At 41.0% G+C, this 22,606-nt stretch carries 27 protein-coding genes and 1 pseudogene; 4 read left to right on the plus strand and 24 right to left on the minus strand.

The features are described 5' to 3' along the window. Window positions 1-40: 40 nt before the first annotated feature. The 19 genes and pseudogenes from G5B06_RS13550 to guaA form a co-directional block, all read right to left on the minus strand. Window positions 41-169 (minus strand): annotated as a pseudogene (locus tag G5B06_RS13550) (Maff2 family mobile element protein); the annotation flags it as partial. 121 nt (window positions 170-290) lie between these two features. After that, on the minus strand, window positions 291-2,150 hold the full coding sequence (locus tag G5B06_RS13555) for a VirD4-like conjugal transfer protein, CD1115 family (protein ID WP_222891062.1): 1,860 nt from the start codon (window positions 2,148-2,150) through the stop codon (window positions 291-293). Between the two features lie 23 nt (window positions 2,151-2,173). Continuing rightward, a complete protein-coding gene (locus tag G5B06_RS13560; RefSeq protein ID WP_026650181.1) occupies window positions 2,174-2,665 on the minus strand; it encodes a PcfB family protein in 492 nt (163 codons plus the stop codon). A 70-nt stretch (window positions 2,666-2,735) separates the two neighbouring features. Beyond that, the gene (locus G5B06_RS13565; protein ID WP_242981928.1) at window positions 2,736-3,416 is read right to left on the minus strand and encodes a phage antirepressor KilAC domain-containing protein; all 681 of its coding nucleotides are present in this window, start codon (window positions 3,414-3,416) and stop codon (window positions 2,736-2,738) included. Between the two features lie 40 nt (window positions 3,417-3,456). Continuing rightward, window positions 3,457-3,906: a hypothetical protein gene (locus G5B06_RS13570; protein WP_026650179.1), complete on the minus strand. Its 450-nt coding sequence runs from the start codon at window positions 3,904-3,906 to the stop codon at window positions 3,457-3,459. 13 nt (window positions 3,907-3,919) lie between these two features. Then, window positions 3,920-4,330 carry a single-stranded DNA-binding protein gene (locus tag G5B06_RS13575; protein WP_049946959.1) on the minus strand — a complete coding sequence of 137 codons (411 nt, stop codon included), beginning with the start codon at window positions 4,328-4,330 and terminating at the stop codon, window positions 3,920-3,922. 619 nt (window positions 4,331-4,949) lie between these two features. Continuing rightward, the gene (locus G5B06_RS13580; protein WP_009300563.1) at window positions 4,950-5,159 is read right to left on the minus strand and encodes a DUF6219 family protein; all 210 of its coding nucleotides are present in this window, start codon (window positions 5,157-5,159) and stop codon (window positions 4,950-4,952) included. Window positions 5,160-5,234: 75 nt separating this feature from the next. Then, on the minus strand, window positions 5,235-5,759 hold the full coding sequence (locus tag G5B06_RS13585) for a flavodoxin family protein (protein WP_008119059.1): 525 nt from the start codon (window positions 5,757-5,759) through the stop codon (window positions 5,235-5,237). A 24-nt stretch (window positions 5,760-5,783) separates the two neighbouring features. Further along, window positions 5,784-6,341 carry a hypothetical protein gene (locus G5B06_RS13590; RefSeq protein WP_044925306.1) on the minus strand — a complete coding sequence of 186 codons (558 nt, stop codon included), beginning with the start codon at window positions 6,339-6,341 and terminating at the stop codon, window positions 5,784-5,786. A 45-nt stretch (window positions 6,342-6,386) separates the two neighbouring features. After that, window positions 6,387-6,692 carry a hypothetical protein gene (locus G5B06_RS13595; protein WP_028087788.1) on the minus strand — a complete coding sequence of 102 codons (306 nt, stop codon included), beginning with the start codon at window positions 6,690-6,692 and terminating at the stop codon, window positions 6,387-6,389. 105 nt (window positions 6,693-6,797) lie between these two features. Next, entirely contained in the window at window positions 6,798-7,892 is a 1,095-nt protein-coding gene (locus G5B06_RS13600) for a DUF6017 domain-containing protein (protein WP_028087787.1), read from the minus strand. 24 nt (window positions 7,893-7,916) lie between these two features. After that, a complete protein-coding gene (locus G5B06_RS13605; RefSeq protein ID WP_026650282.1) occupies window positions 7,917-8,783 on the minus strand; it encodes a ParB/RepB/Spo0J family partition protein in 867 nt (288 codons plus the stop codon). After that, window positions 8,773-9,579 carry a ParA family protein gene (locus G5B06_RS13610; RefSeq protein WP_026650281.1) on the minus strand — a complete coding sequence of 269 codons (807 nt, stop codon included), beginning with the start codon at window positions 9,577-9,579 and terminating at the stop codon, window positions 8,773-8,775. The genes G5B06_RS13605 and G5B06_RS13610 overlap by 11 nt, the downstream gene beginning before the upstream one ends. Continuing rightward, window positions 9,551-9,943: a plasmid mobilization protein gene (locus G5B06_RS13615; RefSeq protein ID WP_044925303.1), complete on the minus strand. Its 393-nt coding sequence runs from the start codon at window positions 9,941-9,943 to the stop codon at window positions 9,551-9,553. The genes G5B06_RS13610 and G5B06_RS13615 overlap by 29 nt, the downstream gene beginning before the upstream one ends. Before the next feature lie 3 nt (window positions 9,944-9,946). After that, window positions 9,947-11,026: a site-specific integrase gene (locus tag G5B06_RS13620; RefSeq protein ID WP_024854000.1), complete on the minus strand. Its 1,080-nt coding sequence runs from the start codon at window positions 11,024-11,026 to the stop codon at window positions 9,947-9,949. Window positions 11,027-11,028: 2 nt separating this feature from the next. Beyond that, on the minus strand, window positions 11,029-11,226 hold the full coding sequence (locus G5B06_RS13625; protein WP_024853999.1) for a hypothetical protein: 198 nt from the start codon (window positions 11,224-11,226) through the stop codon (window positions 11,029-11,031). Further along, window positions 11,223-11,441 carry a hypothetical protein gene (locus tag G5B06_RS13630; protein WP_008393122.1) on the minus strand — a complete coding sequence of 73 codons (219 nt, stop codon included), beginning with the start codon at window positions 11,439-11,441 and terminating at the stop codon, window positions 11,223-11,225. The genes G5B06_RS13625 and G5B06_RS13630 overlap by 4 nt, the downstream gene beginning before the upstream one ends. Then, a complete protein-coding gene (locus G5B06_RS13635) occupies window positions 11,434-11,661 on the minus strand; it encodes a hypothetical protein (protein ID WP_008705329.1) in 228 nt (75 codons plus the stop codon). Before G5B06_RS13635 ends, G5B06_RS13630 begins: the two co-directional genes overlap by 8 nt. A gap of 426 nt (window positions 11,662-12,087) precedes the next feature. Then, entirely contained in the window at window positions 12,088-13,665 is a 1,578-nt protein-coding gene (gene guaA, locus G5B06_RS13640) for a glutamine-hydrolyzing GMP synthase (protein ID WP_118062570.1), read from the minus strand. 171 nt (window positions 13,666-13,836) lie between these two features. On the opposite strand from guaA, the gene G5B06_RS13645 reads away from it, so the two are divergent. Then, window positions 13,837-15,006 (plus strand): PqqD family protein, encoded by a 1,170-nt coding sequence (locus G5B06_RS13645; protein ID WP_244092621.1) that lies wholly within the window; start codon window positions 13,837-13,839, stop codon window positions 15,004-15,006. Beyond that, a complete protein-coding gene (locus G5B06_RS13650) occupies window positions 14,996-16,765 on the plus strand; it encodes a peptidase domain-containing ABC transporter (protein ID WP_173772273.1) in 1,770 nt (589 codons plus the stop codon). Before G5B06_RS13645 ends, G5B06_RS13650 begins: the two co-directional genes overlap by 11 nt. A gap of 121 nt (window positions 16,766-16,886) precedes the next feature. On the opposite strand, the gene G5B06_RS13655 is transcribed toward G5B06_RS13650, so the two are convergent. Next, window positions 16,887-17,063, minus strand: coding sequence for a hypothetical protein (locus tag G5B06_RS13655; protein WP_173772269.1), 177 nt, complete (start codon window positions 17,061-17,063; stop codon window positions 16,887-16,889). Window positions 17,064-17,268: 205 nt separating this feature from the next. Beyond that, on the minus strand, window positions 17,269-17,649 hold the full coding sequence (locus G5B06_RS13660) for a hypothetical protein (RefSeq protein ID WP_173772275.1): 381 nt from the start codon (window positions 17,647-17,649) through the stop codon (window positions 17,269-17,271). A 272-nt stretch (window positions 17,650-17,921) separates the two neighbouring features. Between G5B06_RS13660 and G5B06_RS13665 the strand changes: the two genes are divergently transcribed. Then, window positions 17,922-18,386: a S24/S26 family peptidase gene (locus G5B06_RS13665; RefSeq protein ID WP_173772277.1), complete on the plus strand. Its 465-nt coding sequence runs from the start codon at window positions 17,922-17,924 to the stop codon at window positions 18,384-18,386. 2 nt (window positions 18,387-18,388) lie between these two features. On the opposite strand, the gene G5B06_RS13670 is transcribed toward G5B06_RS13665, so the two are convergent. After that, a complete protein-coding gene (locus tag G5B06_RS13670; protein WP_173755633.1) occupies window positions 18,389-18,652 on the minus strand; it encodes a PqqD family protein in 264 nt (87 codons plus the stop codon). Between the two features lie 74 nt (window positions 18,653-18,726). On the opposite strand from G5B06_RS13670, the gene G5B06_RS13675 reads away from it, so the two are divergent. Continuing rightward, a complete protein-coding gene (locus tag G5B06_RS13675) occupies window positions 18,727-19,920 on the plus strand; it encodes a nucleotidyltransferase family protein (protein WP_173772279.1) in 1,194 nt (397 codons plus the stop codon). A 25-nt stretch (window positions 19,921-19,945) separates the two neighbouring features. Here G5B06_RS13675 and G5B06_RS13680 read toward each other — a convergent pair whose 3' ends face one another. Next, window positions 19,946-21,031: a glycosyltransferase family 2 protein gene (locus tag G5B06_RS13680; protein ID WP_173772281.1), complete on the minus strand. Its 1,086-nt coding sequence runs from the start codon at window positions 21,029-21,031 to the stop codon at window positions 19,946-19,948. Further along, on the minus strand, window positions 20,995-22,488 hold the full coding sequence (locus G5B06_RS13685) for a lipopolysaccharide biosynthesis protein (RefSeq protein ID WP_173772283.1): 1,494 nt from the start codon (window positions 22,486-22,488) through the stop codon (window positions 20,995-20,997). The genes G5B06_RS13680 and G5B06_RS13685 overlap by 37 nt, the downstream gene beginning before the upstream one ends. Between the last annotated feature and the right edge of the window lie 118 nt (window positions 22,489-22,606).

Here is a 22,606-nt window from a genome sequence, read left to right on the forward strand (position 1 = left end):
TACAATTGCCCTTCGACTTTGTGCGTAAGCTTTTCACTTACGAACGTGTCGCACGATTGTCGTTTCCATATCCTTCCAGAAGGTTTACGACACCCCACACGCCAAGACCTGCGCCGATTGCGACTACAAGAGTTTTTAAAGTTGTAATTGCACTGCTAAAAAATGCCATATACATTCACCAAAACTGACTTCTTTCAGGTGTTTACGGGAACGAAAATACACCGACTAAAAAGCCGGTGCACCTAGTGTCAGTTATTCCTTTCCTCATTATTTTCTGTTCATTCCCAAGGTTACTCCGACAGTTCTACATGAATTACTTCCACCTCTTCTTCAGATTTCGGTGTATACTGCGGATTTAACTCTTTCTCAACTTTGTACCGGTTCTTCTCGTTTTCATCTGCAAGAAGCCGATAGTTTTTGTGTTTCGTGATATCATATTTGTCCGAGAAAAATGGTCTGGCACCACGGATCTGCAGGATACATTTTCCTCCATCCATGACTGCAATCTCATCTTCAGTCATCAGCTGTTTACCTGTTTTCTGGTAATTCAGTCCAAAAGACTTCTGATTACTCCTCGTCTCCGAAGTGTTATACAGGTCAATGGTTTCCTTACCCAGAAGCTCGCTCATTTCCTTTAAGGTAGTTTTCTCTTTTCCTCCAAGAAATAGTGTGGTATCACAGTTACCCAGAATAGTATCTGCACTATCCTTATACATTGCCTTTAGCTGACTCTGTGACTGCAAAATAATAGAAGCAGAGATTTCCCTGCTTCGGATGGTTGCAATCAGCTTGTCAAACTGAGGAATTTGTCCAATATTGGCAAACTCATCAGCAATGACACGCACATGAACTGGCAGTCTTCCACCATATTCATCATCTGCTTTGTCACAAAGCAGATTGAAAAGCTGTGACTGTAACATGGCAATCACAAAGTTAAAGGTTGTATCTGTATCGGACATAATCAAAAACAAGGCTGTCTTCCTGTCCCCAATCTTATCCAGTTCCATTTCATCATAAGACATGATCTCACGAAGTTCTGCTATATCAAATGGTGCCAGCCTCGCACCACAGGAAATAAGAATACTTTTGGCTGTTTTGCCAGCCGCCATTTTGTATTTTTTATACTGTCTGACCGCAAAGTGCTGCGGATCTCTTTCTTCCAGTTCCTGGAACATCATATCCACTGGATTCTGGTAAGTTTCATCCTCTTCACGGGTTTCGCTTTCATTCAAAAGATCCAGAAGGGTATTCAGATTCTTTTCCTCTTCATCTCCTTCATACCAGATAAAAGCAATCAATGCCGTGTACAACAGCTTCTCTGCTTTCACCCAAAAATCTTCGGAAGCTTTTTCCCCTTCGCCTTTGGTATTAACAATAATTGTTGTAACCAGCTTCAGGATATCTTTTTCAGACCGTATATAAGCAAATGGATTGTAATGAAGCGATTTGGAAAAGTTGATAGTATTCAGAACCTTAATCACATATGGTTCGTGTACCACTTTTCCTGATTTATCTTTCATAATATTTCCATTCTTATCTTTCTTAGGTGGTCCCTTTGCTAACATCTTCCCGCACTCCTCGATCAGAGTGCCTTTCGGATCTGTAATGACCATGGAACAGTTCATCTGCATGACTGACGGCTTAACGAAAAATCGAGTTTTTCCGGAACCACTGCCGCCAATGACCACTATATTTTTATTTCTTGCATACTTTGGCTGTTTAGGTCTACTTTCCATAGTCAATGCTTCTGTTGCTGTTAATGGAATATTCATCCAGGGATCTTCCGACATATAAGGTTTAATATCCTCAGCGTTTCCCCATCTGGCTGAACCATACTCGATTCCTTTCCGGAGTTTCTTTGCATCTGACTGTTTCTGCCATACCAGTAATTTCAGAATGACAGCTGCTACAATTCCTGTCAGCATATCACGCCAGTTAAAACTTGGCTGCAATCCAGTAAGAATCCTGTCTGCATGTTCCATCGCATATAATAGCTTGTTCCCAATATCTTCTCCCAGACTGTTTCTGTAAAGAAATGATGCCCGATTTGTATAAAAAGCAGTTAAGATATATGGGATATTGGTAAGAACCAGTTTCTTTTTATCCAGGGCGGACAGCCTGACCCTGATCTTATTCTTCCATTTTTGCATCAGATTTTTACCGATTTGCTTTTTCATCGGCTCTGCTCCTGATGCCGGTTCTTTACTTTGTCCTTCGATTTCTTTGGCATCATTGCTCTGTAAGTTGCAAGACGCTTGTGAATAGAAGGCTTATTCGCTTTTTGAATCTGTTTCTGGGAAAACTCACGGAAAGCAGCATTGAGGGCATCCTGATCACGTCCTTTAAAAAACACCAGATACATCGGTGGATCTTTACTCTTATCTTTTTTCAAAGCATAATTGATCCCGTATTTTCTGGCATAACGTTCAAAGGACTTGATATTCTTATTTGTGATCTCGATATTGACCATCCCGGCATTTTGTTTTGCCAGCTCTTTTACCGTGACCTTTCCCTGTTTCGGCTGATTCTTCTTCGCTTTCTTCTCTACCGATTTCTGCTTCTGATGACGCAGATAAGCAGCAAGAACCTTTTTCAATAAATCTGCTGTTACTTTGGTAGTCCGAATGCAGAACGTGACCGTTTTCTGAGTTACCTCTTCCTGCATGATTTTCCCTCCTTTCAGCGATTTAACTGCTGTCCAGATCTGTAATCATGGCAACCACCTCCTTCATTCTTTACTCTTCCTCCGCACACAACGCTTTAAAAAATTCTTTTCCTTTTGGTGTAACCAATGTCTGTGAACCAAGATGTCCATTGTTAAAATAGTCTTTTACAATAAACAGATCATTGTTCTTCTCCACCGCATAGGGTAACAGCGTGCCGGATGGACTCCTATATAGAAATCCTCTATTTAAAAGAAGTTTCACAAATTTTCTTTCTGGAAATTCAATCTCTTTTGCCGTCGTTCGAATATTGGTGCATTCTCCTGTAATCATGAAATGATCATAATAATCTGCTTTTGGCTGCATATCCTTTACACGATTTTGCAATTCTCGATTTCGATTGTTTTCTGCCAAAAGTCTCTCGGCAAATTCCAAAAGAAGTTCCGGGTTATCTTTTACCCTGTCTAAAAGATCGGTCTCTAAATATCCGCCTGTTTTCCTAATAGCCGGAAGTACCTCATCAAATACCCACTTCTCAAAATTCTGTGCTGACTTTAAACGACTTTTTGTAATCAGCCGATATACATCTCCCTCTGGAATAAAAATCATTGGCTGTACCCCACCTGATGTAAGGACGCCCCGTTTCAGGGCCCCCTTGCAATGAACATTTATCGCATTTCTTGGTTTTGCATATCCCAAAGCAAATGCTACATCAATTCCAGAAAATAAAAGTCTGCCTCCATCTTCAATCATACGGATGGAACCAAACTCCGAATTGTGAAACTCTGTGATTTTATAATCCGTCTTCTCCATCCTCTTCTCCATCCTCTTCTCCTCCTGAACCGGCAAGTAACATCAAACCATTTTCAATGATTGTGCTCCTAATAAACTCTGCTACATTCACGGTTAAATAACCAAGATATTCTGCAAGGAAACTACTATATTCCTCTTCTGTCAACAATTCCTCCAGTGCTTCCAAATGAGCTGTCACTTTAGAAGTCTGCTTTCCGCCAAGCAGCTTGCCTAATATTTCTGTAAATTCCTCTGTGTCACATGACTCAAACATACATAAGATCATCTCCATTGTTGTTTCCAAAACCAAACGATCCATTTTCATTTGCGTCAGCTCTTCCATTGTTTTCATGGCAGTCATAAGCGCATCACTTGTCATATGTTCTGTATTGATTCTTCCTTCTGAATCAACCAATCCTATTGCAAATAATTCTAAAAAGTATTTTCTCATAAATCTTGTCCTCCTATCGAAATGGCATTTCTTGTTCAAGTTCTTCTGGTATATCGAATGGAATCTTCCTCTTCTCTGCTGGTTGAAATCCGTCAGATTCTTCTTTTTTTGTTTTGGCTTCTGCAAACTCTACATTATCCATAATGACTTCGGTATAATAGGATGCAGTTCCAGTCTGTTCATCTTTGATCTGAGAGATTACCAACTCTCCGGAAAGAGCAATCTTAATTCCTTTTTCAAGATATTTCTCCACAAATTCTGCATTATTTCCATAAGCTGTGATCATCACTACAAATGCTTTGCTTGTGCGATTTCTTTTTACTACCAGTGGAAACCTAGATACTTTGGTTTGTCCCTTTTGCGTAGATGTCAGCTTAGTTTCTGGATCTCTGGCAAGTCTACCCATTAAAACAATCGTATTCATTCTTTTTGTCCTCCCTTTCTTCCTGCAACACCCTTCCCTGGTATTTCAAACAGGATAATAATCTGTGCATTTTCTGCACGAAAAAATGAGGAATGGATTCGAACCATTCCCCACTTGCTACAGGATTTCTCCTGTAATATAAATAAGAAAATCTAAGTATTCACATTTGGGCTTTGTCTGTACATATACATCTGATCGTTATCATTCCAGATAACCCGGCTGTAAAAATACAGTCACAGTCTCTGTTTCAGCAGAGGTCCTGTACCCTTCGGTGGTATCATTATTGCTTCGCTCTTCCCGTAGGAGTCTTCGCCTGCACGAGCCGGATTATCTCCGGTAAGCATGTTCCTCAAGATGTATCAGCTCCTTCAATTGTCAAGGTGCAATCGGAAGAACTGTCTGAACCTCTTTTACGTTTGTGATTTTTGGAAATCAGAGGATTTTCAATTTGCCTTCCATATACTCTGTATTGGGAGCGACAAAATCGGACATGATTTTAGAAATTTTTTGAAATTATTTTTTGAAGTGTAAAAAGATATAAAAAAAAGATGCCAGGATTTCTCCTGACACCATAGTGACTATGCCAACTTCGTGCCCACTGGGCACAAGGTTGATTGTATTATTCTTCATTTCCTAATGATATTGGTTCTTTCTTTGTTTTCTTGTTTTTAGATATCATCTTATGACCTGTGTAAATAGCCATAATCATACAAAGCAAAGAACTTGCCGCAAAATATTTATGGCTTGATTTTGAACCTTTATATCCGCTATAAAAAGTTCCTAGCATCGTTATCAATGCTCCGACAGACCAATATTCATGAGCTTTCATTCTAACATCTCCCTTTGTGTTAATTTTAATATGTACCGTTTGATGAAATATGCAAACAGGAATTTGGAACGTGCTTTATAAATTTTTTCCGATCCCCTCAAGTTCGTTCATGGAATCCTTGTTTTTTTCAAGTTCATCTCTGGCTGTTGCATAATATGATTTTTTGAAAAGCATATCCCATGAAAGATATTTTGCCATACAGTCAAACTGCTTATCAATCAGCTCATACTGGATACTGTCTACGGGAGAACCGCCTACAACAATCGTGCCAACTTTTTTATTTTTTAACTGCAATCCACGGCAGTAGCACTTATCAATGATAAGTTTCAATTGTGCTGACATTCCCCACCAATAAACTGGTGTAGCAAAAAGAATCATATCTGCGGCAGCAATTTTATCAATTGTAGGATTTGTATCATCCTTATCGACGCATCCCTTAGAGCATTGACAGACACCACATCCCTTGCATGGTGCAATGTTGAGTTTGTCAGGTTCAATGATTTCAATTTCATTCTTTTCTGATGCTCCTTTTATAAATGCATTGATTGCTGTCAGCGTGTTTCCTTTTCTGGCACTTCCATTAATGATTACAATTTTCATGCGTGTATCCTCCAACTTCCGATTTCATGATATCATTTCTAATACAGATTTTACCGTATTTTTCAGATTCAGTCCATCTTTTAATCCCAGTCGATAGAAAAATTCTTCTGTTTCTGCTCCACTGCTAAAAATTGCATTACAGTATTCCGTAATCACTTCTTCCTGTTCTTGGGATAACGTTTCCAGTAATTTCTGGTATTTCTTATCAATCTCACTTACTGGCTCTTTATCCTGCTTTAACTTCCATTCTGAATATGCTTTCCCCATATGCTCTGTAATTGTCAGATTCACAAATTCCTGCACTTCCTCGGATATGGTGCTCGCAGATTCCTGTTTATCTTTCTTTTTATCATTTGATTTTTCAAGTGTCGTGTCATCAATATAACGAATGATTTCTCGAATATTTGACTTCATCGACTGCAGATATCCTTTCATCAGCACAGCTACTTTTCTAGCATCCGATTTTTCGGTTTCTTTTTCCAGCATATAAAACTCTTCCAGTTCTTTCAGAATATCCATCCCTGCTTTCATCTGAAATTCCACCTCAAGCAAATCATCCATCACTTTATATAATTCTTCCATTGTTTATTTCTGCCTTTCCATATAGCGCCACTATATTTTCCACAATCATCCAAAAATAAATTCCTGTAATCCACATTTCACAACTTCAATTACTGCAACTATCCCCATACCGATATGTGGGAGTAGAACAAACACTACTGTCGTAATAATCGCTGATTTCATTGTCCAGTCCGTACTGATTCCAAACCCAATACTCAAAACTTCTGTCACAACAGAGATTCCGGCTATCAGATAGCAGAATCCAGCAGATAACCCAACCAGGAACACCAGCACAATATTCACCGCTGCAAGTACCAGCCAAACAGGAGCTGCAATAATTCGAAATGGCAGTTTTATCATAAATCTCAACATAATTCTTCCTCCTACTTTGTGCCCAGTGGACACAAGGTTATTTTAGCATATCTGCCAGATATGACTATCTCTTTTTAAACTTCGTGCCCAGTGGGCACAAAGTTCTTACCTGTCTGGAATATCCTTCCCCCAGTACATGTCATGTCGAACTTCAGCATCATAAAACTGATTGATTGTTGCAGGAGCGTTATACAATACCGTCAGCATATACTGCCGGATATTCTTCACTTTGCTTGTACTCCTGTCAAGACTGAAAAACACATACTGGATGTGTTCATACCCGACTTTGAGCAAACGGCTCTTGACCACTTGTGTAGGCACAGCTTCCCCATTGATCTGTTGATATGTCTTTGTCGAACATATTGCATCCAGCATCAGCTCTACCAGCTCTTCTACTCGTCCAGTTCCATAGCTCTGACAAAGGATCTCATATTCGATATTATCATGAATTAACTGTCGATACTCATTTCTCTCCTGTATCCTATCTCTCCCTTTCTCTTGTTCAGATAGATATTGATAAGATTCATTCTCACTAAATTCAGTATAATTATATTCAGTATTATTACAGTTTGTTTTTGAAACTTCTTGAAGTTTGTTTTCTAAACTTCTTGAAGTTTGTTTTTCAAACTCCTTGAAGTTTGTTTTTGAAACTTCTTGAAGTTTATTTTTCAAACTTCCTGAAGTTTGTTTTTCAAACTTCTGTGTATTTACGGGCTTTTCCGGCTCTTTTTTCGCATATTCTTCTATTTCTGTCTCTGTATTTTCTTTTCTCTCTGCTACATTTTCCGGTGTTTCTTCCGAATCAAAGATTGCTGGCTCATCTGGATATTCTGTCAGGCTGAAATTTTTCACGTAAATAACATTTGTTTTTCCAAGTCCGATTCGCCTCTTCTCAATCAATCCAATCCCTTTTTCCTGATCCAGCTCTTTTAGACAATTCACAGCCTTATTCCTGCCACAGTTAAGCATTTCCATAATCTCTTCCACCGAAAAGAAAATATATGCCCTGTCCTCTTCATCAAACCACCGGTTCTTGATGGACAGTGACATCCGGTCTAACATCAGTCCGTACAGCACCTTTGCTTCGCAGGAGAGATTTTTAAAATATTCACTTGTAAACAGCAGTTTGGGAATACGATAAAAACTGTACATATCGCATTCCATTCCTTGAAAATAATGGAATGTTGCTCTTATACTCATGACACATCCCTCCCTTCGTACTTATCAATGATTCTGATTGCTCCATTCCTCCAAAAGCTGACATATAACAGTCCGTATCTTCTGTTCATCATACTCTGGAGGAAAATACTTCTTAATTTCATCCTGTTTTAATGTTACCGTTGTTTTCTTTTTACGCTCTCCTATAACCAGGAGCCGCACAATCTCTTTTGTCAGCGTTTTTTCTTCTCGATGTTGCCTTATTTTTTTTGCCTGTTCCAGACTTGGATATTTTCCGGTACTCTCATGCACTTCCTCCACCATCTCCTGTTCTGGAACCGTAAGGTAGGAAAGCTCTACACCTACCTGCAATCCGATCACATCACGATCTACTGCGTTTAATAGGTCATTCATCAGATAAGTAAGCCGGATATAGCGATACACCTGCCTTGCACTGTCATTTGCGTTCTTTCCAATGTCTTTCGCACTGATACCGCCTGATGTTCCCTGATGATTCATTGCTTCCATCTTCATACGGTAAGCAAATGCCTTTTCACTTGGGAGTATATTAGGTCTCTGCAGATTGCTGTCTACCATCGCACGGACAGCTGTATCTTGATCCATATTTCTGATAATAACCGGAACCTCTTTAAGACCAGCAAGTTGTGCCGCATGTCTCCTTCTGTGACCGGCGATGATTTCATATTCACCATCACCCAGCGGTCGTACCAGTAATGCTGTAAGAATTCCCTCTTCTTTCACACTTTCCACCAGTTCCGCCATTGCCTCATCATCATTTACTTGAAATGGATGGTTCTCGAAAGAATGTAAATGCTCAAGTGAAACCTGCTGGATATCGTTCGTTTCTTCTCCTCCTCCAAGTAATTCATCATAAGATGTCAGTTTTATCTTCGATGCACTTCTACCTTTCATCCAAAAGCACCTCCTGTGTCATCTGCCAATATGCAGCCGCTACTTTTCCTTTTGGATCATGCTCAAATATGCTGATTCCTTCCGCACTGATTTCAGCTGCTCGTACTGAAAATGGAATACTCTGTGGAAAAATCTTAATCTGGTTTCCATATGTATCAAAAATCAGATCAGATATATCTCTTGCATAGTTCGTTCGGTTATCCACCATTGTGATCAATATACCTCCAATTTTCAGTTGTTTGTTAAGCTGTCTTCGCACCTTTCCTATCGTCCGTATCAGCTGTTCTAGACCCTTTACAGGAAGATAAGCCGCCTGGACAGGTATAATAACTGCATCGACACTGGCAAGTGCATTGATCGTCAGCATTCCAAGTGATGGCATACAGTCAATCAATATATAGTCGTATTCTTCTCTCATTCTTTCTATATATTGTTTTAAGACAAGTTCCCTGCTCATAATATTTACAAGTGAAACTTCCATTCCAGAGAGTTCGATGTTTGCCGGAATCAAATCAATTCCTTCCTGGTGATGTAAAATTCCCAGTGTATTTTCAAATAGTTCATCTTCTACAATCTTTGTCAGAATAGTAGCCAGTGTGATTGGTAATTCATCTGGGTTATGATACCCAAGACTTGCTGTCATACTTCCCTGCGGATCATTGTCAATCACAAGCACTTTCTTCCCTGCTTTTGCAAGTCCGACTGCCAGATTCACGCAACTTGTTGTCTTGCCAACCCCGCCTTTTTGTGAACACAATGCCAGCACTTTACAATCCTTCATTACTTTCTCTTCCATCCTTTTTATCCTCCCATAAATAACTTGAACCTTTCAGCATCCATAATGCTGCTTCCAAAAATGCAAGATACCGTTCTGTCATACTATCAAGAACCGGTTCTGAAATAACTGGTTTTTCAGACTTCAAATCTTTTGCCACATCCTCCAAAACCAAACTCATTTCCTTCATTTCTGACCGGATAATCTCAATTGTTTCTTTCTTTCCAACAACACATACATGATTGTAAATGCATGATCGGACGATATAATCCTGTTTTTTCATTCCGCTCACTTTCACTCGTTCTTCAATTGTTGCTTTTTCATAAGAATTCACCCGAAAAGAAATGGTCGTTGTGTTGTGTTTTCCATGTCTGTCACCAGCCATCGCTTATTCCTCCTCTTCCTCATGTTTCTTATCTAGCAAACCTGCTAATTTACTCTGTGTAGACGGATACAGATGTGAATAAGTGTTCAACGTGGTTTCCACCTTTTCATGTCCAAGGCGTTCTGCAATCTCCAATGGAGCCACCCCCATATCAACCAGCATACTGGCATGGGAATGGCGGAGATCATGAAGTCGTATCCGCTTTACACCAGACCGCTCGATTCCGGTAGCCATACAATGTTCCATATGCGATTTGGTAAACCGAAAAAGTCTTTCCTTTTTCATAATTCCATACAAATGACTGCAATACTCCCTAAATTCCTCTGCAAGAAAATCCGGCATCGTAATCACACGGATACTCTTTGGAGTTTTCGGCTGCGTGATCATATCCTTTCCTTTCAGTCTCTGATAAGATTTATTGATTGATATGGTTTTCTCTTCAAGATTGATGTCATTATAAGTAAGTGCAAGCAATTCACCGATACGCATTCCGGTCCAGTACAACAAAAGAAACGCCATTCTTGTCTCCGGCTTATCACTTACTGTTTCCAGAAAAGCATTGAACTCTTCCTGCATCCAGAAGTCCTTCGGTTCTCCTTTACTCTTGCCAATCGCTCCTGCCTTCCTGCAGGGATTATCCTGCAGGTTATAATACCGCATTGCATAATTGAAGATTGCAGTCAGCTGGCAGTTCACTGTTTTCAGATAAGTAGGAGAATATCCTTTTCCATTCTTATCCTTATACGTCAGCAACTCATTCTGCCATGCACGGACGTCTGCCACCGTAATTTCACTGAGAATCTTCTTTTCAAAATAAGGCTTGATTTTCAGGTCAATAATATATCGCTTCGTGTACATAGTGTTTTCTCTGAGACGGACATCCATATCTTTGTAATAAATCTCCAGAAAATTTCCAAATTCAATATCCACACCCTGGCTCTGCTGTTGCAGGAAATCTCTTTCCCATTCCTTAGCTTCACCCTTGGTCCTGAATCCTCTTTTCTGTTTTCTTTTCCGATTTCCCTGCCAGTCTTTGTAATAGACCTGTACTTTCCAGTTTTTTCCTTCTTTGTAAACCCCCATTGCTAATCCTCGACTTTCATGCCATAAATCTTTTCTGCCAGGAATTTCGTAGAGATTTTTCCAGCTACTACAATATAGCCTTTTGCCTTCAATTCTTTGTTGTATTCTCGCATCAGACTATATGCATAAGTTTTTGAAACTCCAAGAATTGCACACACATCATCCACATCCATATACATTTTTTCCTGCATCATACTCATACCGCTTTATCCTCCTTCAAATACTGCTCAACATGTTCCAGACCATAGATCTTGTCCTCTACATAGCGGGTTGGCACCCGACCGAGAATCACATAATAGTTCTTGCTTGCCAGATCGGCATTCATTCTTTCCACTACCCGGTAAGCAAACGAAACTGATAATCCAAAGAGTTCTGCAATGTCTTCCACTGATAAATACATTTTTCTCTTACGCATGAAACCATTCCTTTCCCTCTTCCTGTGGAATCTCACAAGTATCTTCTACTCCGTAGAAACGCTTCACAAAATACTTTGTCGGAACTTTTCCTCTAAGCGTCAGGTAGCCCTGTTCTTCCAGTTCCTTGTTCAGATTTCCGATGATTTCATAAGCCGATGTCTGTTTTACTTCCAGAAGTTCACATATATCGGCTGCCTTTAAAAATAATTTATTCTGCATAATCAGTACCTCCTGTGTTTTGAATATTTATCTCTTCATATACTCTGTACTGGCAGATGCAAAATCGGACATCATTTTCCGAAATTTATCAAATTTTCTTGTTTTTTAATTCTCCATCAGTGTGATTACTGTGTCATGGAGTTTAAGCTCATCGAAAGTAAAGAACCTTTCTGTGGTATCTGTTTTCTAAATGCAGGCAACAAAAAAACAGTCTGCCTTGACGAAAATCACTTCAATCAAAACAAACTGTTCTTCATATTTACTCTAATTTTATTTTATGAGAATAACCGATTTCACGAAATTTGCAGGTGAATCTGGAATATAAACAAGAGAAAAAAATAATTTTTAAACTCCATTTGCACTCCATTTGGTCTTTTCGACACCCCGCAAAGCCTTTATTTATGGGCTTTTCCGCGATTTTTCAAGCTACTCGAATTCAATCGTTCCAGGCGGCTTACTTGTAAGATCATAGAATACGCGGTTTACGCCCTTAACTTCATTGATAATACGGTTCATCACCTTATTAAGTACTGCATAAGGAATCTCAGCGGACTCGGCAGTCATGAAGTCAATGGTCTTAACTGCGCGGAGTGCTACTGCATAATCGTAAGTTCTGAAGTCTCCCATTACGCCTACGCTTCGCATATTTGTCAGGGCTGCGAAGTACTGGTTTGGCATCCAGGATGGGTCTTCTCCGTGTTCTTTTTTGTAGTCGGCGGCTGCTTTGTCGACTTCTTCACGGTAGATGTAGTCTGCATCCTGTACGATGCGTACTTTTTCTTCGGTGACTTCTCCGATGATACGGATTCCAAGGCCTGGGCCAGGGAATGGCTGACGGAATACCAGTCTTTCCGGAATTCCAAGTTCGAGGCCAGCTTTACGAACCTCGTCTTTAAACAGGTCACGGAGTGGCTCGATGATTTCTTTAAAATCAACGAAATCCGGAAGTCCTCCTACGTTGTGGTGGGATTTGATCACTGCGGATTCTCCGCCAAGACCACTCTCTACAACGTCCGGATAAATGGTTCCCTGTGCAAGGAAATCTACAGCGCCGATCTTCTTGGCTTCTTCCTCGAAGATACGGATAAATTCTTCACCGATGATCTTACGTTTCGCCTCAGGCTCTGTAACGCCTGCAAGCTTGTCATAATATCTCTGCTGTGCATTAACACGGATAAAATTCAGGTCAAACTGTCCGTTCGGTCCGAACACACCCTCAACCTCATCTCCCTCATCTTTACGAAGAAGTCCGTGGTCTACAAATACGCAGGTAAGCTGCTTGCCGATTGCTCTGGAAAGAAGTCCTGCTGCTACGGAGGAATCTACACCGCCTGAAAGAGCAAGGAGAACTTTTCCATCGCCGACTTTCTCACGGATCTCTTTGATCGTGTGCTCAACAAAGGCATCCATTTTCCAGTCTCCGGCGCATTCACAGACACCAAGTACGAAGTTGGACAGCATGGTCTTTCCTTCAACTGTGTGCAGTACTTCCGGATGGAACTGGATCGCGTACAGTTTCTTCTCCTCATTCTGTGCAGTTGCTACCGGACAGTCTGCAGTGTGTGCAGCGATCTCGAATCCCGGTGCAGCCTGAGAAATGTAATCTGTATGGCTCATCCAGCAGATTGTTTTGTCGGATACATTTTTGAAGATCTTGGAATCTTTTTTATCAATGAGAAGCTCTGTCTTGCCGTACTCGCTGACATCTGCTTTCTCAACTTTTCCGCCAAGGACATGCATCATGAGCTGTGCTCCGTAGCAAAGTCCAAGTACCGGAATACCAAGCTCGAATAATTCTTTCTGGTAAGTCGGTGAATCTGCCTCATAGCAGCTGTTTGGTCCGCCGGTAAGGATGATTCCCTTCGGATTCATCGCTTTAATCTTCTCAAGATCTGTCTTGTAAGAATAGATTTCGCAATATACATTGCATTCTCTGACACGTCTTGCAACCAGCTGATTGTACTGACCGCCAAAATCAATGACAATAACTAATTCTCTTTTCAAGGCTTTCCTCCTGTTTTTTATAACATCTTTAGAATCTGTTACTCATTATAAATGAGTCACAGAATTTTTACAATGTCTATTTTCAACTCATCGAAAGATTTTGCTGATTTTTGTGTTATAATCTGTTTTGAAAACTTTGACTTTCAGAAAGAGAAAGGAAACCTTTTTATTATGTTCAGATGTCAACCCGGATATACCCTCCGGAAAATCAAAGATACCTGTTACCTGCTGCCATATGGCCAGCAGATCGCAGACCAGAAAAAAAGCTTTATCCTCAATGAGACCAGCTCATTTTTATGGAATATTCTGCAGCACAATGAAGGAGCAGAACCAGAGGAGCTGGTAAAACTGCTTGCCAGGGTTTATCAGCTGGATGAATCTTTTTTCCCTGAACTGTGCAGTGATGTGATGGATTTTCTTACACAGCTTACAGGCCTGGGAATGATCACAGAAGATCTCCATCCGATTTCCAAAGAACCTTCCGGCTCTATGGTCATTGCCGGGATCACAATGAAGCTATATGGTCCCCGGGAACTGTTTTCCAAATGTTTCGAGCCCTTTTATAAAAAGTTTTCTGCGGAACCAGATCAGATACTTGAGCTGATCACTGCACCTCCGGCCAGCCGCTGTTATGAGCAGGTTCTTCTGCAGAATTCTGAAATGACTATCTTCGAAAATTCTGACCGCTACGTTGTTCTTTTTCCTCAGATGCAGAATATTTACGAAGCTCACATGCTCAAGGATGGTTCCTATGTGCGGATCCACTGCCATGCCCAGGCAACTGAGCTTAATACAGACAACCTGTTCCACGCAATACGCCTGTTTTTTCTTTTTATTGCGCAGAAAAAAGGGCTCTTTGCCATTCATTCCGCATCCATTCTTTACCATGATAAGGCCTGGCTTTTTTCCGGGCATTCGGGAATGGGAAAATCAACTCATACAGCTTTATGGCATGAGCTTTTTGGCACGCCGTATCTGAACGGAGATCTGAATCTTCTGGGATTCGAAGACGGTCATATCACTGTTTACGGAATTCCCTGGTGCGGAACCTCGGAGATTTTTACTACAGAACAATATGAGCTCGGAGGGATCGTGCTCCTGGGGCAGGACTCGCAGACAGACCGACTGGAAAAATTACCTCCTTCGGAAAAAATCCTCCGGGTTATGCAGCGTATGATTTCTCCTGCCTGGAAAGAAATTCAGCTTACCAGAAACCTGTCCTTTGCAGAAAAAATCGCAGACTGCGTGCCAGTGCTCCATTTTCTGTGCACAAAAAATCCTTCTGCTGCCTATACTATTAAGAACGCCATTGACCTGCGGAGGAGCTGCAATGAAAGATAAAATATTTCTGGTCTGGAAGCATCTGAAACAGGGCACCTTGAAAAAAATATGGAAACAGACCTTATGGATCTATCAGTACGGCAAACGTTACTGGAAAGCTATGATCCTCTATACTTTGCTTGGAATTACCGGAACCGGCGTTTCCCTGATCTCCAGCCTGATCTCCAAAGATCTGGTCGATATCATCACCGGCCACCAGACCGGAAAACTTCTGAGTACTTTTGCTGCAATGATCGGTTTTTCCGTAGCCAATATCCTGGTTTCACAGGCTTCCGGATATGCCTCCACATTTATTAATTTAAAGGTGGATTCAGAGATCAAAAACGATATTTTTTCCAAAATGCTGGTGACTGACTGGGAATCTCTTACGGATTACCATACCGGCGATCTGGTGACACGGTGGAGCTCCGATGCTTCCAATATTTCCAGCGGAATCCTGAACTGGATACCAAACCTGATCATTTATACGTTCCGTTTTATCAGTGCTCTCGCAATCGTACTTTACTATGATCCTACCTTTGCGTTGTTCGCACTGCTTGGAATACCGTTCAGCGCACTGCTTTCCAGACCGCTTCTTCGGCGTATGCGGGATAATAACCAGCGAAGTGCTGCCATGAATGCAAAGCTCTACGGATTTAACCAGGAGGCCTTTTCCAATATCCAGACCATCAAAGCTTTTGACCTGATCCATTTTTACACGGACAAACTGAAATCTCTTCAGAAAGATTATATCGATATGAGGCTGGATTTCCAGAAAATGTCCATCCTGACCTCTGTCCTTATGTCCATTATCGGTTTTATCGTATCGTACAGCTGTTATGGCTGGGGAATTTACCGTGTGTGGAGCAATGCGATCAGTTACGGAACCATGACCATGTTTCTTTCTCTTTCCGGCACGCTGACAAGTGCAGTGAATTCCCTGGTCAGCCTGATTCCTTCTGCGATCTCACTGACGATCTCTGCCGGCCGACTGATGGATATCGTGGAAATGCCCCAGGAGGATTACAGCCAGGATTCTGCTGTCCGAAGCTTCGAAAAGCAGTATCGGGAGGAGGGAATCGGCCTGAATATGCAGGATCTCAGCTATACTTATCATAACGGAACTTCTGTTTTTGCCAACGCTTCCATGGAGGCTTATCCTCATGAGATCGTTGCCCTGGTCGGGCCTTCCGGCGAAGGTAAGACAACTATGCTGCGTCTGATTTTGTCCCTTCTGGCGCCACAGACCGGTTCTTTCCATGTCTGTGCGGGCAAAAATCACTCGAATATGCTGGATATGTCACCGTCTACCAGAAAGCTATTTTCCTATGTGCCTCAGGGAAACACCATGTTTTCAGGAACGATTGCTGAAAATATGCGAAATGTGAAGCAGGATGCCACAGATGAAGAAATTATCGAGGCACTGAAACTGGCATGTGCATGGGATTTCGTGGAAAAGCTTCCGGATGGAATCGAAAGCGTCATTAAAGAACGGGGCGGCGGTTTCTCAGAGGGCCAGGCCCAGAGACTTTCCATTGCCAGGGCACTCCTCAGAAAATCTCCGATCCTTCTGCTGGATGAAGCAACTTCCGCGCTGGATGTGGCCACAGAACGTAAAGTTCTCAGAAATATCATGCAGGATACTTACCCCCGAACCTGTATCGTGACAACTCATCGGCCTACGGTCTTAAATATCTGTACGCGGGTTTATGCGATACGGGATAAGAGGTGCGAGGTGCTTGGGGATGGGGAGATTCAGAAGATGGTGAAGGAGTTCTGAGCTGCGATATAATCGGCCTGATTTTTAATCATTAACTTGTCAAATGTGTTAAAAAATCCCCCACAGAAATGGTTGCCTGTTTCTGTGGAGGATTTTTTATATTTGAATCATTCTGATCTAATTAGTCTGTGATGCTGACACCGGTAATTGCAAGGCCTGTATCAGCTGTTACAACTAAATCGCCGAAGTCGATATTGTCGCTTGGATTCTGATGATAGCCTAATTGCACCTTAAGCGTTGGTGTTCCATTTCCTGAAATCAGTCCTGCTCCACTAGCCGCATACACACCCTCAGCCATCCCTGCATCAACAAAAAACCACCGGTTTCTCGTATACCTTCACGTTAATCTCCCACCACATCTTACACTATCAAATAAAACAGATATTCACCTTCCACCTCACTGAATATTCATAAATCCAATCTCTCAACATTCGTGTCAAGTGAATAAAATCATCCGCATCCGATACATAGCTCTGCACCGAATAACTGATTCGCAGATTCAGTTAGTTCACAGAGTATGTAAATCCAGTCATCTTCAGATCATCAATACTTGTTCCGTGATTCAGATGAATTCCGATCGTCAGTGGATTACTTGCTGTACTTGCGAATGTAAATGTCGCTGTCTTTCCTGACCAAGAAGTCTGTACAGATGCATCGTCTGTCTCTGCCTGATCCACAGTATCATTAAATGTAACATTCAGTGTGATCGTCCCGTCAATACCAGACCAGTCGGCCATTGCAAGGCCTTTACCGCCATTAGTTCCCCAACGATCCCATACACCATGATATGTTACATTCAGTGTACCCTTTGCACCGCTTGCCGCATATACACCTTCTGCCAGTCCGGCATCAACAGTTACTATCGGTTTTTTATACATTTTCATATTTTATTTTCCTTTCTTATGCCATCAAAAGCTAGTAATTTATCTGTTTCATCTTTTCTTTTATGATATCTATCAGACCCTTGAAAGTCAAGTATTCTTATAAAAAATATTGTGCTGTTTCTGACACGTTTCTGTCAGTTATTGTTGTTCTTTATTTACAGGAATGCTATAATACGCTCTAACTAGGCAAACAAAATCCTCTTCATCGAGCAGATACTCTGCCGGGTACAACCAAACACACCAATATTATACCAAATTTAAGGACGAGCACCATGAACAATACATCCCAAACATCACCGAAAATCGATCTGGAGCAGCTTCTCCGTGACGGAAATATCATTCGCATCAAACCACAGGGCTACAGCATGTACCCTCTTCTTATTCCCGGCCGGGATGAAGCCCTGATCCAGCAGACAGCTTCCACAGACTGCCGCAGAAATGATGTAGTTCTTTACCGCCGTGACCGGAGTATCCTTGTGCTCCACCGCATCGATAAGATCACAGAAGAGGGCTTTTTTATGGTTGGTGATAATCAGTGGGAAATTGAAGGCCCGCTTCGTTCTGATCAGATTATCGGAAAACTTGTAGCTTTTGTACGCAATGGACGGGAGATTTCCGCACAGAATCCTTTTTATCGTTTTCTGTCCTCTGTGTGGCTTTTGATGCTGCCGGTTCGTCCTTTCTGTTTTCGTTTAACTGCATTTTTTCGCCGGATCTGCCGAAAGCCAAACTCTTAGGCTCACAGAAGAATTCCTTTTTCCCGGAAAGTTTTTACCACATTTTTCACATCCTCGTAAACCTCGGATGCTTCTATCCCATATTCGTTTCCAACCAGCTGTGCCAATTCTTCAATATCTTCTGCCTGATCTGCATGGATATAAATAAATCCTGCTGTTTCGCTTAAGGAGATCACCTCATTGACTTCCTCTGTTCTTTCTCCCACCGGAAGCACAATATACTCATCTTCCAGTTCTTTTACAATATATCCTTCTGTCTTTTTCATTTTTTCCTCCCCTTTATTTCCAAATATATTCATGATATACTTACTATTATTTTATACCTTTTCAGGAGATCAACATGGAGCAAATATACCAAACTTATCTGAACATAATAAAAAATATCTGCACAGATTCCAACGATCCTGTTTCTGTCACACCGGAGCAGTTTCCGGCTCTGGCGAACCTGGCACAGGAGCACTGTACCGTTCCCTTCGTGCTTCCCTGTCTCAGATCAGCTTCTGTTTATCCTTCCATGAAGCACAAGGTAAAAGAAATGATGCTGAATTACTATCAGATCGAACATTTTACCCGGACTACCGTATCTCTCCTGAAAGAGAACCATATTGACTGCTACCTTCTGAAGGGTTTAAGTCTTGCCGACTGCTATCCTGTCCCGGAGTATCGCAAGCTGGGAGATCTTGACCTTTATCTGGCCGAACCGGAAATGCTTTCTCAGGCACAGACTGTTCTGGAATCCAACGGATACATTCTCCAGGACGAGCTCAGTGATCATCATGTAACTTACTATTATACATTTCCAAAAACCGGACGCCGTTTTATCCTGGAGCTTCATTACAGAGTTGTCGGACAGTACCAGTACAGCCGAACCAATGAGATCGTAGATCTCGTTTATTCACCGACACAGCTGAAGAAATCATCTCAGATGATCCATGGATACAGCTATACAGTCCTGCCGCCAACAGAATACGTTTTTTACATGATCCATCACATGCTGAAACACTATCTGTACAGCGGATTCGGAATCCGGCTTCTCTGCGATTTCACTTTTTATCTGAAACGTCATGAATCCGAAATTGATTTTGACCAGATACATACATGGTGCAGGGAATCGCGGATCAGCCATCTCTATGAGATCATTCTGGAAAGCTGCCGGATATATCTCGGGCTCCCGGATTCCATAGATCCCCAGACCCACTACGATACCTCTGACTGTCAGGATTTTATCACACAGATCTTGAAAGACGGTGACATGGGAACCGATGTTTCACAGACTCTGGTGGGAAGCAGCTCCTACCAGAAAGTCAACCTGTTTACCTATTTCCGTGAAGGTCATGTCCAGATGAAAGTCCGCTTCCCAAAAGCCAGCCACTTCCCGATCCTCTGGCCGGTACTCTGGGTGATCACTTTCGTCTGCTTCATCCGCAACACCTACAAAGTACGGAATACAACCTTCCTGCAGACACTTCGTAATTTCAAAAAAAGCAACCAGAAAACAAAACTTGTCAAAATTTTTGAAAACAGCGATTCCTGAGTGGGAGTCACTGTTTTTGTATTACCTATTCCCTGATCCCGGTATCAGAAAGTCTTTCATCTACTTTCTGCGTAATCAAAATTTTAACACCCACAGACATCAGCAGGTACCATTTTGATTTCATTCCAAAAGAAAAAATCCGTATCATAGCCTTCCACATCCACTGATTGATCTGAAGCGGCCGTTTTCTATCTGCCAGTTCACAAAAAACTTTCTTTCCCACTGGATGATCACCATATTCTTTCAGTATTTTATGGATTGCTCTTAATCTTTTTTTGCGCTGCATATATTCCATTTTAGCATCAAAAAATGCAGCAAAAAAAATCAAATATCTGGTGAGTGATATATATTCCACAGGCTCTTTATTCTTCTTCTCAATCCATCCCTTCAGCTCATATGCTATCTTAAACCAGTTCTCTGTGGAATCCGAACGATACTGCCAGGAAACTGATACATCATTTTTTCTGTAGACATATCCTACATCTTCCAGAAAAACATACTTTGGATTGCAGATATAGCACTGCATATTGAATAATTTATCTTCCGCATAAGAAATCTCTGTAAAAATAATCTGATTCTTCTTCAGAAATTCACTTCTGTAAAGCTTTCCCCATACATACGAAAGTGTTCCCACAGAAAAGAATCCCCGAAACCTGAATTCCTCTGATAAAGGACTGCACAATGCAAATGACTCATGTTTCGATGCCGGAAGAATCTTATCCTCCCATAATCTTGCATAATTACTTACTACAATATCTGCACCTGTAGGTTCAGCAATACTTATATATTTACGGAATATTTCTGTATCCGGAAGATAATCATCTGCATCCGCAAACACAATATAATCACCCTTTGCCAGTTTCAATCCTCTGTTTCTCGCAGGTCCGGGACCTTTTCCAGGGCCTTTGATCATACGGATTTCCGGATATTTCTTTTCATATTCCCGGATAATATCCGGACTTTTATCCTCCGAACCATTTTCTACCAAAATGATTTCCCAGTTTTTATAGCTTTGATCTATAATACTATTCAGCGTTTCTCTTATATATTTCTCTGCATTATACACAGATATGATCACGGAAATTTTACAATTCTTTTCAGTAAACTCCATAATTCTCTCCATTCTACAGTTTTTCTGTAAACCAGCCATAACAGAATATTCGGTACTATCAGACAGATCATCAGCCTTAATACCAAAACAAAAAATACCTGTCCTGAAATAAACCTGCAGCAATATTCGGTAATTCCCCATACTGCTGCCATCACTCCAAGATATCCGGCATACTTTATGAAAAATCCAGTCACCGGTCTTTCAAGTCTGTATTTATAGATCACATAAGGTTCCACCCATACAGAGGTAAGTACAGTGCTGCAAAATGTTCCCACAAACACTCCTGCCACTCCTAAATATGTTACCAGCAAAACAGAAATCACCAGATTTAAGACAGCCTCTGCCACAGCTTTATAACGATCATACCAAAACAAGCCCATAGATTCTTTGAAGATCAGTACAGCACGCCTCATTCCATTGATAAAAAAGTTAATACAAAGAATCAGCACGATTTCTCTCGCAAACAGATATTTTTTTCCAAATGCAATCTCCACAAAAGGATTCAGAAGTTCCATAAGACAGATTCCCGCAAATCCAAACAGCCAGTATCCGATAAAGAATAATATGTCAAAGATCTGTCCTACCTTTTCCCTATCTTCTGTCACACCGAGATTTCCTACACTTGCCGTAACCCCCAGCATAGCCTGATCCAATACCTGACGCACAGATCCTATGATCAGAAAATAATTGGAATAAATACCGGCTGTGACAACCCCTACAAAACTGGATATCAGAAGATTATCGGTATTATTTACAACCACATTTCCGATCTTATGCATCAACATTGCTTTTACATTCCGAAAGATATCATGATATTCATTCTGCGGAAGTTTATCCTTACAAGGCTCCTTCAAGTAAGGAAAAAGTCTGTCCGCTTTTCTGGACATACAAATATTTCCACTTATCGTACACACAACCGCAACAATAAGAAACAGAATAAAGTTCCCGGTCAGAAGCAATACAACGATCTGACAGATATCCTGCAATACAAGAAATCCATTATGATACATCACAGTAATATAATTCATCTGGTGAGCATCCACCAATGTCTTCTTGTAAATCAGCAAATAAGACACAACTGAATTCGTAAGATACAGAATATAGATCACGACCAGATGATCCACATCCGGCCTGTCCTTCATCAGAATATCCAGAAACGGAATCAGGCACAGTCCTGCCACCAGAACAAAACCTGCTGTCATTCTGTAAAAAGTACGGAACATCCGCATCAGGATCTGCTGTTTTTTGATATCATTTCTGGCAATTGGACCGTAAAGAGCATATGTAATTGCAGTTCCCACTCCAAGTTCTGATAATGATAATATATTTAATATATCCGTAAACAGACCATTGATTCCTACATAACCTTCACTGAGCGTTCTCGTAAAAACGACCCTTGTAAAAAAGCCCATAAGAATTGCTGTCACCTGTGCAATAAAAGCTATTGTCGTATTCATGACAGAGTATTCGGTCCTGGATTTCTGTTTCAATCTTCACTTATCCTTTCTTTTTGGTTATAATACATTATAGTTAATTCATAATTGCATGTATAGATATTTTTTAAAGGAGCAATTA

Origin of the sequence: Blautia luti (genome assembly GCF_013304735.1) — a bacterium.
Classification (GTDB): Bacteria; Bacillota; Clostridia; order Lachnospirales; family Lachnospiraceae; genus Blautia_A.

Excerpts from the sequence above, each read along its gene's own strand:
- G5B06_RS13685 (WP_173772283.1), bottom strand. The coding sequence starts at position 22,488 with ATGAATACGACAATAGCTTTTATTGCACAGGTGACAGCAATTCTTATG.
- G5B06_RS13625 (WP_024853999.1), bottom strand. The coding sequence starts at position 11,226 with ATGAGTATGATGCAGGAAAAAATGTATATGGATGTGGATGATGTGTGT.
- G5B06_RS13650 (WP_173772273.1), top strand. The coding sequence starts at position 14,996 with ATGAAAGATAAAATATTTCTGGTCTGGAAGCATCTGAAACAGGGCACC.
- G5B06_RS13630 (WP_008393122.1), bottom strand. The coding sequence starts at position 11,441 with ATGCGTAAGAGAAAAATGTATTTATCAGTGGAAGACATTGCAGAACTC.
- G5B06_RS13570 (WP_026650179.1), bottom strand. The coding sequence starts at position 3,906 with ATGAGAAAATACTTTTTAGAATTATTTGCAATAGGATTGGTTGATTCA.
- G5B06_RS13660 (WP_173772275.1), bottom strand. The coding sequence starts at position 17,649 with ATGAAAATGTATAAAAAACCGATAGTAACTGTTGATGCCGGACTGGCA.
- G5B06_RS13605 (WP_026650282.1), bottom strand. The coding sequence starts at position 8,783 with ATGAAAGGTAGAAGTGCATCGAAGATAAAACTGACATCTTATGATGAA.
- G5B06_RS13655 (WP_173772269.1), bottom strand. The coding sequence starts at position 17,063 with ATGGCTGAGGGTGTGTATGCGGCTAGTGGAGCAGGACTGATTTCAGGA.
- G5B06_RS13575 (WP_049946959.1), bottom strand. The coding sequence starts at position 4,330 with ATGAATACGATTGTTTTAATGGGTAGACTTGCCAGAGATCCAGAAACT.
- G5B06_RS13675 (WP_173772279.1), top strand. The coding sequence starts at position 18,727 with ATGGAGCAAATATACCAAACTTATCTGAACATAATAAAAAATATCTGC.
- G5B06_RS13600 (WP_028087787.1), bottom strand. The coding sequence starts at position 7,892 with ATGAGTATAAGAGCAACATTCCATTATTTTCAAGGAATGGAATGCGAT.
- G5B06_RS13620 (WP_024854000.1), bottom strand. The coding sequence starts at position 11,026 with ATGGGGGTTTACAAAGAAGGAAAAAACTGGAAAGTACAGGTCTATTAC.
- G5B06_RS13555 (WP_222891062.1), bottom strand. The coding sequence starts at position 2,150 with ATGCAAAAATGGAAGAATAAGATCAGGGTCAGGCTGTCCGCCCTGGAT.
- G5B06_RS13670 (WP_173755633.1), bottom strand. The coding sequence starts at position 18,652 with ATGAAAAAGACAGAAGGATATATTGTAAAAGAACTGGAAGATGAGTAT.
- G5B06_RS13645 (WP_244092621.1), top strand. The coding sequence starts at position 13,837 with ATGTTCAGATGTCAACCCGGATATACCCTCCGGAAAATCAAAGATACC.
- G5B06_RS13560 (WP_026650181.1), bottom strand. The coding sequence starts at position 2,665 with ATGCAGGAAGAGGTAACTCAGAAAACGGTCACGTTCTGCATTCGGACT.
- G5B06_RS13615 (WP_044925303.1), bottom strand. The coding sequence starts at position 9,943 with ATGGCTGGTGACAGACATGGAAAACACAACACAACGACCATTTCTTTT.
- G5B06_RS13680 (WP_173772281.1), bottom strand. The coding sequence starts at position 21,031 with ATGGAGTTTACTGAAAAGAATTGTAAAATTTCCGTGATCATATCTGTG.
- G5B06_RS13665 (WP_173772277.1), top strand. The coding sequence starts at position 17,922 with ATGAACAATACATCCCAAACATCACCGAAAATCGATCTGGAGCAGCTT.
- G5B06_RS13590 (WP_044925306.1), bottom strand. The coding sequence starts at position 6,341 with ATGGAAGAATTATATAAAGTGATGGATGATTTGCTTGAGGTGGAATTT.
- G5B06_RS13585 (WP_008119059.1), bottom strand. The coding sequence starts at position 5,759 with ATGAAAATTGTAATCATTAATGGAAGTGCCAGAAAAGGAAACACGCTG.
- G5B06_RS13635 (WP_008705329.1), bottom strand. The coding sequence starts at position 11,661 with ATGCAGAATAAATTATTTTTAAAGGCAGCCGATATATGTGAACTTCTG.
- G5B06_RS13580 (WP_009300563.1), bottom strand. The coding sequence starts at position 5,159 with ATGAAAGCTCATGAATATTGGTCTGTCGGAGCATTGATAACGATGCTA.
- G5B06_RS13610 (WP_026650281.1), bottom strand. The coding sequence starts at position 9,579 with ATGGAAGAGAAAGTAATGAAGGATTGTAAAGTGCTGGCATTGTGTTCA.
- G5B06_RS13595 (WP_028087788.1), bottom strand. The coding sequence starts at position 6,692 with ATGTTGAGATTTATGATAAAACTGCCATTTCGAATTATTGCAGCTCCT.
- G5B06_RS13565 (WP_242981928.1), bottom strand. The coding sequence starts at position 3,416 with ATGATTGAAGATGGAGGCAGACTTTTATTTTCTGGAATTGATGTAGCA.